Annotated in this window: 8 protein-coding genes; 4 read left to right on the top strand and 4 right to left on the bottom strand. The window is 37.8% G+C overall.

Translation table 11 applies throughout. From position 1 onward, the window contains the following. Nucleotides 1–1,236: 1,236 nt before the first annotated feature. The 4 genes from BW942_RS10730 to BW942_RS10715 are packed head-to-tail and all read right to left on the bottom strand — an operon-like array spanning nt 1,237 to nt 5,019. Nucleotides 1,237–2,526, bottom strand: a complete 1,290-nt coding sequence (locus BW942_RS10730; protein ID WP_000831279.1) for an LIC11270 family surface protein — start codon at nt 2,524–2,526, stop codon at nt 1,237–1,239. Beyond that, a complete protein-coding gene (locus tag BW942_RS10725; RefSeq protein WP_000492789.1) occupies nt 2,523–3,341 on the bottom strand; it encodes a hypothetical protein in 819 nt (272 codons plus the stop codon). Before BW942_RS10725 ends, BW942_RS10730 begins: the two co-directional genes overlap by 4 nt. 2 nt (nt 3,342–3,343) lie before the next feature. Beyond that, nucleotides 3,344–4,141 (bottom strand): tRNA pseudouridine(38-40) synthase TruA, encoded by a 798-nt coding sequence (truA, locus tag BW942_RS10720; protein WP_080010667.1) that lies wholly within the window; start codon nt 4,139–4,141, stop codon nt 3,344–3,346. Then, on the bottom strand, nt 4,138–5,019 hold the full coding sequence (locus tag BW942_RS10715; protein ID WP_000127192.1) for a DUF2225 domain-containing protein: 882 nt from the start codon (nt 5,017–5,019) through the stop codon (nt 4,138–4,140). The genes truA and BW942_RS10715 overlap by 4 nt, the downstream gene beginning before the upstream one ends. A 144-nt stretch (nt 5,020–5,163) precedes the next feature. On the opposite strand from BW942_RS10715, the gene BW942_RS10710 reads away from it, so the two are divergent. The 4 genes from BW942_RS10710 to BW942_RS10695 all read left to right on the top strand — a co-directional run bounded on the left by BW942_RS10710 (nt 5,164) and on the right by BW942_RS10695 (nt 9,407). Next, entirely contained in the window at nt 5,164–6,273 is a 1,110-nt protein-coding gene (locus BW942_RS10710; protein WP_000825586.1) for an LIC11274 family protein, read from the top strand. A gap of 379 nt (nt 6,274–6,652) precedes the next feature. Beyond that, nucleotides 6,653–7,450: a lysophospholipid acyltransferase family protein gene (locus BW942_RS10705; RefSeq protein ID WP_001068702.1), complete on the top strand. Its 798-nt coding sequence runs from the start codon at nt 6,653–6,655 to the stop codon at nt 7,448–7,450. Beyond that, a complete protein-coding gene (locus BW942_RS10700; protein WP_000623974.1) occupies nt 7,447–8,910 on the top strand; it encodes an acetyl-CoA carboxylase biotin carboxylase subunit in 1,464 nt (487 codons plus the stop codon). Before BW942_RS10705 ends, BW942_RS10700 begins: the two co-directional genes overlap by 4 nt. Beyond that, entirely contained in the window at nt 8,907–9,407 is a 501-nt protein-coding gene (locus BW942_RS10695; RefSeq protein ID WP_000568847.1) for an acyl-CoA carboxylase biotin carboxyl carrier protein subunit, read from the top strand. Before BW942_RS10700 ends, BW942_RS10695 begins: the two co-directional genes overlap by 4 nt. Nucleotides 9,408–9,483: the final 76 nt, after the last annotated feature.

Genomic DNA, 9,483 nt, shown 5'->3' with positions numbered 1-9,483 from the left:
AATAATTGAAAAACTTTCAAAAAACATAATGAATTAAAATGGGATGTAATTTGTGGGAACTCTTTCAAATTATAGTTTTACAGTTAGATTCTGTAAAATGTGGGAACTCCCATATTTTTAGTTTTAGAATATAAAAAAATTTAAATGTAGTGTATAAAAACAATTTTGAACATAGGAAACACAAAACTTCAAAATTACTTTTTTAACAGTTTTTTATCGAAGTAGGAGCTACTGATTTACTTACGAATTCCTATAAAATTATAAGTACTATGAATCTTTATTTCAAGATTCTATTTGAGTGAAAAATGTTGCAATCTAATAGGAATTCGAGATAAGAAAATCTGGACAATCCGATCGTCATAGGTAGTGGGACTAGTCTTTTTGTTCTGGTCAATCAATTGCATACAGAAAACATTATATAATAATCGTCTTTAGTTTCAATATAGAACGCGATCCATAGAAAGCCATAACCAACCCCACAAGTTGAATAGGATTTTAGAATCAGAAGGATAAAAAAGGCACATTTTTCAAGTGTTCCGACAAGAATGAGTCTTTTTACTTGCAAAAAGTATGTTTTTCTGATAGATAAAAATTTTCCCAAGCCTTTCCACCTCCCACCCCGCCACCCAAAAATAGGAAAAACTCAACACAACGTTCTCTATGAATCGCGTTGTGGGGTGGGAACTAAGTTTTACAGAGGATTTGTCGTAATTCCGACAGATCTATATTGAGATCAAATACTTGTGGGGTTGGTTATGATGGAGAGCGTTCTGCTGAGTTTTAAACGCGATTTGTCGAGTGATCATAAAAGAGAGACGTGAGTTTTCTCGCATCGATCCTTTTCGTGTTATACCGAATTCAAGTTGCTCTATTATAGAAATTTTAAGTAATTCAAACTCACGTTAGTTTAAAATTTCAAAAAAATAATTACAGTCGTTTATGAGTGAGTAAAATGTAATACGAACTAACTGTGAAAAAACATAACAAAGTTACCGAAAATGAATGGTGATTCTTACGAACGCATAAAAAATTGCGCCTATTTTAGAACTTATGACTTTTGTTGAGAAAGTTTATTCTAAATTTTTGAACAAGATTCATATTGTTTTCGTGTTTCTTTATAATAATCTTATGCACAAGAGATTTGTTTTTAGGAAAAAAATTCTATTCTTACTAGTTGTAATGTTTGTATTTACTTGAGTTCAAAGATTTTTTTGAGACGTTACACTTTTTACAAAATTATGGGCAAGTCAGATTGACTTGAACTTCGGAATGAGGTGCGTTTTCTGGAACCGTGAATACGGTTTCTCTCACTACGGTTTCAGGATAACCGTCTACTTTGGCAAGATCTCCCATACAACGAAGTCTATAATCTCCTGAATGAATGTATTTCATTTTAGTAGAAACACCTTGGACGGGAGATGCCATAAGAGGCAGTTTTGTATCAATTTCAGATTCAGAAAGACGATAAACGGAATAATAATGGGTCGTAGACGTCGTTCCACCTAACACGGTCAAGCTGGAGGCTTTTTCAGGGCGGATGATTCTCGAACGAACTAAAAGTCCTCCTCCCATATCTGATTCTCCTTTATGGTCACTATCTGGTTTCCAGTCGCTAATACCGACTAATGTTCTTACTCCTCCTATACTGGAAACATAAGAATGAATCATTAGATTCTCTTTTAAATTGATTCTTACTTCTAAAATATAAGGATCAAAACCAGGATATATAAGCATATCCTGATCCCCTTTTTCTGCTTTGTAGAGTACTGGAAACACGAGAGGGGGGAAAACAGATTTTGTAGTAGCATCGGCTCCTGGTTTATAACTCAATCTAGGGACGATATTGATTCCAGGTACTCTATAGTTATCAAACAAAGTAAGGTTAGAAAAAGTAAGTCCTGGCTCGGTGGCCCACGCGGTTACTAAAGATCTTAAATATAAACCGGTATAATAGAATTGAACCGGCCCGTTTCCAAATGCTCCCCAGTCCGTTGCGGAAGTGGGATCGTTGGATGGATAAGCAACTCCTTCTCCGTTAAAAAATTGAATCGCTTTGAACTCACCGTCGTTTAAACGACAAGAGTTTGAATTTGTGGTATAAGGAATTGTACAAAATACCTGTCGGTTGGGTGCAATTTCATCCCAAAGACTTTTTGTATCTTTTACGTTTTTGACCAAACTCAGATCAAAAGCTCCTTCTTGATATTTAGTAGATAAACGGATTTCTCCTATATCTATAAAAATCGGAAGATTCTGAGCTAAAGGTACTCCGTCTAAACCAAAAGCTGGATCAGCACCTTCGCCGCTTGTATCTTGATAGAGTTGACCGGTTCCACCCGAATAGGCTTCGAATCCGATTGGATTATCAGTGGCGTAAGTTCCTTTTACAAGCAGTAACATTCTCTGGTTGAATAAAGTACTGATTACTGGATTTTTAGAATGTTTTCCATGCCAGTCGCCTACTTTACAAAAGAACATTAGAAAACACGAAAGTATCAAGAAGAACCGTAAATAAGATCGTTTCATAAAAATACACTCACCATCAAACCGAACTGAAAAAATTCAGTATCTACTACTCTGTAATAATTGGGGTTACTCAATCTGGAATCTTCGTAAGGACTCGTGTAAGGATATTTTGTTTCTCCTGGGGCGTCCATACGAGACTCATAAATTTTATTGTAATCGATTCGAATTCCGATTCGGATTTTTTTTCCAGCTACAAAACTAGTTTCTAATCCTACAATCATCATTGGATCCCAACGAGATGTGTTGGAAGGTCTTGCTACTACAAACGCTTCTCCACCTCCCGCACGAAGGATAAACGAAATTGGAAGATCTAAAGGAATTTTATAACCCAAAGCAAGATAGACCGGAATTGTAGTCAAAGCTCTTTCTGTTGCCGAAAGATAATTTGCGTAAAAGGCTCCCATTTCGAGATAAAAGATCCAAGGCCAGGGAATTCTAAAAAAGAAACCGCCACCTAACGTAGTATCCAGATATTTTTGAGTTTCGGTTCCGGGTAACGGATTGGAAGCTCCTACCCAAACTCCAACTTCCGTTTTTCGATTGTCTTGGTATCCTTCTTGTTTATCTTCTTCTGTTTCCTCTGGATTTTCTATGTCCTCTTCTTCTCTGGAAATGACGCCGCTAGAAGGTAGGTTACCAGTTTGTGCTGTACGTTTCGGAAGAAACTCAGTGAAAAGTCGATTCCAATTGGGTTGGTAACCACCTAACAATTCGAAGGTTCCTGGTTTTTGAGGAGAAGCAGATAAGGCTCCCGGAAGAATTGCAAACCAAATTAGGGTCGTAGGTTTTAAGAAAATTCGACACCGGGAAAACATGATTATTTTAGAAAATCCAGATGAGAATACATAAAATCGATTTTAGGGTAAGAATCGTAATAAGCCCTGATAAAATAAAGTCCGTAAGGAGGAAGGGTGATTCCTGCGATCGTTCTGTCCTTGGAGGAAAGAATTTCTAAAACGTTTGTGTCTTTCCGTTTGCCGTTAGAAATTTCCAGAAGTGTACCTGTAAGAATCCGAATCATATTATGAAGAAAACCATTCGCTCGGATCTTCACTTTTAAGAGACCTTCCAATTCTAGGCTTCGTTCCAGTTTTACGTCTAAAATCGTTCGAACCGTAGAACGACCTTTGAGAGAAGCAACTTTGGCTAGACTACGAAAATCGTGTTCCCCTTTTAATAATTCAAGTTCGGCTTCTAATCGCGGAACGTCAATCCTATGTTGATACCAAAAGGTTCTATTTTTCCAAGTAGGTCTTGGATATTTTGTATTGAGAATCCAATACTCGTATTCTCTAGAATTGCAGGAAAAACGTGAATCAAAATTTTCATCCACTTCTGTCATATTAAGAATGGAAAGCCCAGAGTCTGTGATTGCATTTAAACTTAGAAGAAACTTGCTAAAATTTTGTATGACTCTTTGTGTTTTAAAATTTACGATCATTCCTCGTGCGTGAACTCCTGTGTCTGTTCTACCTGCACCAGAAATGTGGATTTCTTCCTTGAGAAGAATTTTAGCTGCCTTTTCTAAATTTTCCTGAATACTGGAGAGGCCTTTTTGAGTTTGAAATCCGTGGAAACAAAGTCCGTCGTATTCAACGAGGAGGGCGTAGTTTATTTTTCGCCTCCCATTTCCTCGATGAGTTTACTGTATTCATCGTATAACTCTTTTGCCATGTCTATGATTACCGAAGGTTTAGATTTGGAACCTTTTCCGGAACCGTACAGTCTGGAAAGAGTTCTTTTGGCTCTTACTAAAAGATTGAGTTTGGCTGCCGGATCGGGTGCGAGTTCATCCCTAAATTTCATTGTAAGATAAGCGGAAAGATAAATGACTCCGTCAAAGGCCCAGTTTTTATCTGTATCTGGACCTAAAATATAAGAAGCCTGATCTACTGGTTCCGATCCACTTTGCATGATTTCCATAGTTTCAGTGTACCAGCCAGCTGCTTTTTGATACAACAGATCCCGAACCTTATCAAATCCCATATTAGGGAAGTCGTTGTTTAGATCTTCAAAATACCAAGCTCCTCGAACGGAACAAACCGCTTTTTTAGGAGTAGGTGCTACGGTAGCTTTTCGGTTTTGGTAACATTCAATAGCGAGAAGATAGGACGCAGCGCCTAAAACTAAATTGCGATCCTGATAAAAATCTAAAGGACCTAAAATCTTTTCCAGATTGGAACGTCTCGTATCAAATTGAGAACGGACTTTTTCGATTTCTTCTGCGTCTAACGTGGACCAGTCTTTGGAAAAAGAGGAATAAAGACAACGAGGGCACACGCTAATTACGTAGTCGTTTGGACTAACGCGACCGAATTTTTTATTCTTTTCGTAAAGTCTTCTTAGTTCTATGGTTAATTTTCCGGCGATCAGACGGCCGCCACCTTGGAACATATTTTCTTTTTGATGAACTTCGTTGCAGATCGGACAAACCGTATCTTCCTTTGCACGAAATGAGATTTTTTTTCCTTGTGCGAGAGCGCTGGCTGTCATAGTCTTATGTATGAAAAACCCGAAAAAAACGGGAACGGGCTGTCAATTCGAACACCATTCTAACCGATAGAGTAGGAAGAAAAGCACTAATTTCTTTGTTGCCTCCGGCTTAAAAAACCGGAAAGCTCTGGAAAAGGTTAACCGATGAAAAGACTGATTCTTATATCCATTCTGATTTCCATTCTTCCCGTTTCTGTATTTGGAGAAGCGGTTTCTAGTAAGGCCTATAAAAAAAGGGTGGAATTGCTTTTATATTTAAGAGCGATCGAACCGATTGTTCGAAACTACAAAGGAGAAGTTCCTGGTGGACAGAATCAACAGAATACAGGTGCAACGGCTGCAAATAACCAGCAAACGGGAGGAGCTCCGGAACAAGATGGAGATAGGGTTAAAAAGTATAAAGAACTCAAAAGACTCTATCAAGAAGGGCTTCAGTATTTTTTTGAAAACAATCACGTAAACGCATATCGTAGATTTTTAGAAGCCCAACTTGGGACGGAGATGTTATTGGAAGAACTTTCTCAGTTCTATGTTGAAAGAACGGAAGAAATTTTAAAATCCGCTATTGAAAAGAAAAATCCTAACAATCCGGAAGATAGAAATTTAGTAGATATTGCAATTGAATGGAGTAAAAATTCTTTCATAGTAAGGGATATGACTGCGAATCGAGAAGCTCCCCTTACTAGAAGGATGTACAATCCTAGAGATTTTCATTACGTAACGAATAAATATGCGATTGAGAAAAATATGGAAATGGGTTATAAATTTTTGGGACTCGCCAAAGAAACCCGTAACAATGCTCTTAAAATCGAAAAACATTTAGAGAAACACCAGAAACTTCAACCAAGCCATAGAAAACATAGAATCGAACATTATATCGCTGCGATTCAACTTTGTAGAGACGCAAGGGCGAACGCGATCAATATTTTCAAGTTAAAATATCCATACGATAACTATTATCTATTTAAAAGCGACGCAAAAACTGAAGCTATCAAAGACGACGAAGGAAAAGCCGGACCTTCTGAACCAGTTTCTCTCAACGGAGTTACTTACGATTTCAGCCAAAATCCTACATTAGAATATGATCATAGAATGAGTCCCGTATTTGATCGTAGAATTCCAGAAGAATACCGTAGAGACGCTGTGGACATTTTAGAAAAAATTTACGATGACGAAGTTAAAAATCGAATTTTCTTAAAATGGGATCAGGAAAAACGTAAACAGTTGATGGGAGATAAGGCTCCTAACAAGTAAGGTTTTCTTCTCGGGATTGCGATGACGTGGGCGCCCAGATTTGCATAAAACTAGGCGCTGATTCTGAAACGCAAATTTGAGTCGTTTTAGAAAAATTTCTTCGAGGATTTGTAAGAGTTCCCACAAATTTGGGTTTTACAGTGGAATTCTGAAAAAGTGGGAGTTCCCACATTACAAACTTTAGAGAAAAATTCGGTTTTATAAAAGTGAATTCCTTATAACGGATTTATGTTAAGCATAACTAACCTGTAAATTTGTAGGAGTTCCCACAATTTGAGTTTTACAGTGGAATTCTGAAAAAGTGGGAGTTCCCACATTACAAACTTTTTCCCCTCAAAACTAGCTTTTCTAAAAAAGATTCTTTTGGAAGATAGCCTCGATGAACCCGTTGAAATTTATGGAAAGCCGTTTGGGCCGTTTTCCGAAATCCTACCGTAAAATTGTACTTAAAACATATTTAATAACAATCGTTTTAGTATTTAGTTTCGCTTTCCCAAGTCTAGTTGCGGGATTGTTTTTTGCCTTAATCGGAAATCAGAAAAGAAAAAATGCTTCTTTTTTAAAAGGATCTGCGGTTTGGGCGGATGCTATTATCTGGATGACTAAAACTCGATTTTTCAAAATCGGAGATTTTCAGATTCCACCCAAAGGTCATATGATTTTTTCAAATCATGTGAACGAGTTAGATTTTCCCTACGATTGTCTTGTGATCAATAAACCTTATCTTGCTAACCAAGTGATTAAAAAAACTCTGATCGCATATTGGTGGATGAGGGCAATGGGTTCACAGGTATTTGAAACTACAAAGGCGGCTACGATTGCAGTTTCTGTCAGAAACGTACTGAAAGGTTTGGATACCACTTCTTTTGTAGTATATCCGGAAGGTCATAATTCCTATCGGGAAGAAATTCAGCCCTTACAAAAAGGAATGATTAAACTTGCATGGGAAAATAAAATTCCAGTGGCAATCGTATTAAAATCCGGACTGACAGGGTATCAAACACTGGAAAAAGGATTTGTCGTAGCTTATAAACAGGCGGGAATCTACGATCCTACACAATATTCTTCTTGGGAAGAATTTAAAGATTTTATTTTCGAAACTATGGATCGGGAAAAGAAAGCTCTTGATTCTATGCTTTCATCCGAAGTGCAAAAAGAATCGGTGCTTGTATCTTGATTTCTAAACTTCTGATTGCGAACCGTGGAGAAATTGCGGTTCGAGTGATCCGTACTTGTAAAAAGCTGGGAATCAAAACCGTTGCGATTTATTCGGATGCGGATAGAGATTCTCCACACGTAAAACTTGCGGACGAATCAGTATATGTAGGAGAGCCTAGTCCTGCTTCTTCTTATTTAAATATTTCTAATATTCTCGAAGCGATTAAAAAGACAAAGACGGATGCGGTTCATCCAGGTTATGGATTTTTATCCGAAAAAAGTGAATTTGCAAAAGCATTAGAAAAAGAGAATGTGTTATTTTTAGGTCCTAGTCCGGAATCGATGGAACTCATGGGGGATAAGATCAATTCCAGGATTAAAATGGAAGCGTCTGGAGTTCCGGTTGTTCCAGGTTACAACGGACAAAATCAGGATCCTAAAATACTTCAAAAGGAAGCCGAGAAAATCGGTTATCCTTTGATGATTAAGGCGACCGCCGGAGGAGGTGGAAAGGGAATGAAACGGGTTTATAAATCCGAAGAATTTCTTTTCGCACTTGAATCGGCGCAAAGAGAAGCGCAAAAAGCTTTTGGAGATGGGACCGTTTTTTTAGAAAAATACGTAGAAACTCCTAGGCATATTGAAGTGCAGGTTTTTGGAGATAAACACGGAAACGTTATGCATCTTTTTGAACGAGAATGTTCGATTCAAAGAAGACACCAAAAGGTAATTGAAGAATCTCCTGCTCCAAATTTGCCAATTTCTCTTCGGGATGAAATTTGTAGGGTAGCTGTTAAAGCCGCACAGTCTATTGGTTATGTGGGAGCAGGAACCGTAGAATTTATTTTAGGAAAAGATAATAAGTTTTATTTTCTAGAAATGAACACAAGGCTTCAAGTGGAACATCCGGTAACGGAATATATTACCGGTCAGGATCTTGTAGAATGGCAGATCCAAGTGGCGGAAGGCAAAAAACTTTCCGAACTCACAAAAGGAAAAACCGTCATTCAAAATGGACATGCAATTGAAGCTCGTATCTATGCGGAAGATCCTGAAAATAACTTTTTACCTTCTACGGGTATATTAGAATATATTGAATTTCCGGATCGTGAGTTTTTACGTGTAGATACTGGGGTGGAAACTGGTTCTGAGATTACAGTTTATTACGATCCTATGATCGCTAAGATGATCGCTTGGGGAAAAACCAGAGAAGAGTGTACTGCTCGTCTTAAAGAATCTATAGATTCGACAGTGATCTTCGGACCTGTAACCAATACCTTTTATTTATCTGGAATTCTTTCTCATGAAGAATTTAAAAAAGGGAATACCCATACTCATTTTTTGGAAGAACAAACGATTTTATTTACTCCTGAAAAGGACGTTCAAGCAGATGCGTTTTCCTTTGCGGCAGCTGCACTTTCTGAAAAGAAAAAATCCCAGGGAATTTGGGAGGCGGTAGGTCCGGGAGGTTTCTGGTGATCGAAGAAAATTTTCGATTTAGACATAGAGAAGAAGAAATTCCGGTTCGAGTGCGTTCCGGTTCTCCCGGAGACGTTTCCGTATCGATTACGTTAGGCGGAGTTGTTCACGATTTTAGAATTTCTAGAAATTTTCAGAGCGAAGGAAATGGGCTTTTTTCCGGACCCGGAAACCATTGGAGAATTCTCCGAAAAGGAAATCAAATCTTCATTCATCATAAAGGCTGGAATACGAAGGTGCTTCTTTCCAATCGAGAAATCCATTTGGAGGAAGGAAGTGGCGGTCTGATCAAAAGTCCGATGCCTGGTAAAGTGATTCGAATTGGAGTTTCTGTTGGAACTACGGTTAAAAAAGGTTCTGTACTTGCGATTGTGGAGGCGATGAAGATGGAAAATAATCTGCTTTCTCCCGGAGATGGAATCGTAGAGGAAGTTTTAGTCAAAGAAGGTAATATGGTTTCTCAAGACGATGTGATTTTAAAACTGAATCTGGGTTGAGTGTTTATTATTGTAATTTTTTTAGCGGAGTTCCGACCTAGTTTTTTGTTTTCTGGAAATTATTTTTTCCAAATTT

This window comes from Leptospira interrogans, assembly GCF_900156205.1.
In the GTDB taxonomy this organism is placed as follows: Bacteria; Spirochaetota; Leptospiria; order Leptospirales; family Leptospiraceae; genus Leptospira; species Leptospira interrogans.
Note: the sequence above shows the minus strand (reverse complement) of the source record. Positions and strands in the feature narration are given on the sequence as shown.

Coding starts and splice junctions, on each gene's coding strand:
- BW942_RS10730 (WP_000831279.1), bottom strand. CDS start 2,526: ATGAAACGATCTTATTTACGGTTCTTCTTGATACTTTCGTGTTTTCTA.
- BW942_RS10725 (WP_000492789.1), bottom strand. CDS start 3,341: ATGTTTTCCCGGTGTCGAATTTTCTTAAAACCTACGACCCTAATTTGG.
- BW942_RS10715 (WP_000127192.1), bottom strand. CDS start 5,019: ATGACAGCCAGCGCTCTCGCACAAGGAAAAAAAATCTCATTTCGTGCA.
- BW942_RS10710 (WP_000825586.1), top strand. CDS start 5,164: ATGAAAAGACTGATTCTTATATCCATTCTGATTTCCATTCTTCCCGTT.
- BW942_RS10705 (WP_001068702.1), top strand. CDS start 6,653: ATGAACCCGTTGAAATTTATGGAAAGCCGTTTGGGCCGTTTTCCGAAA.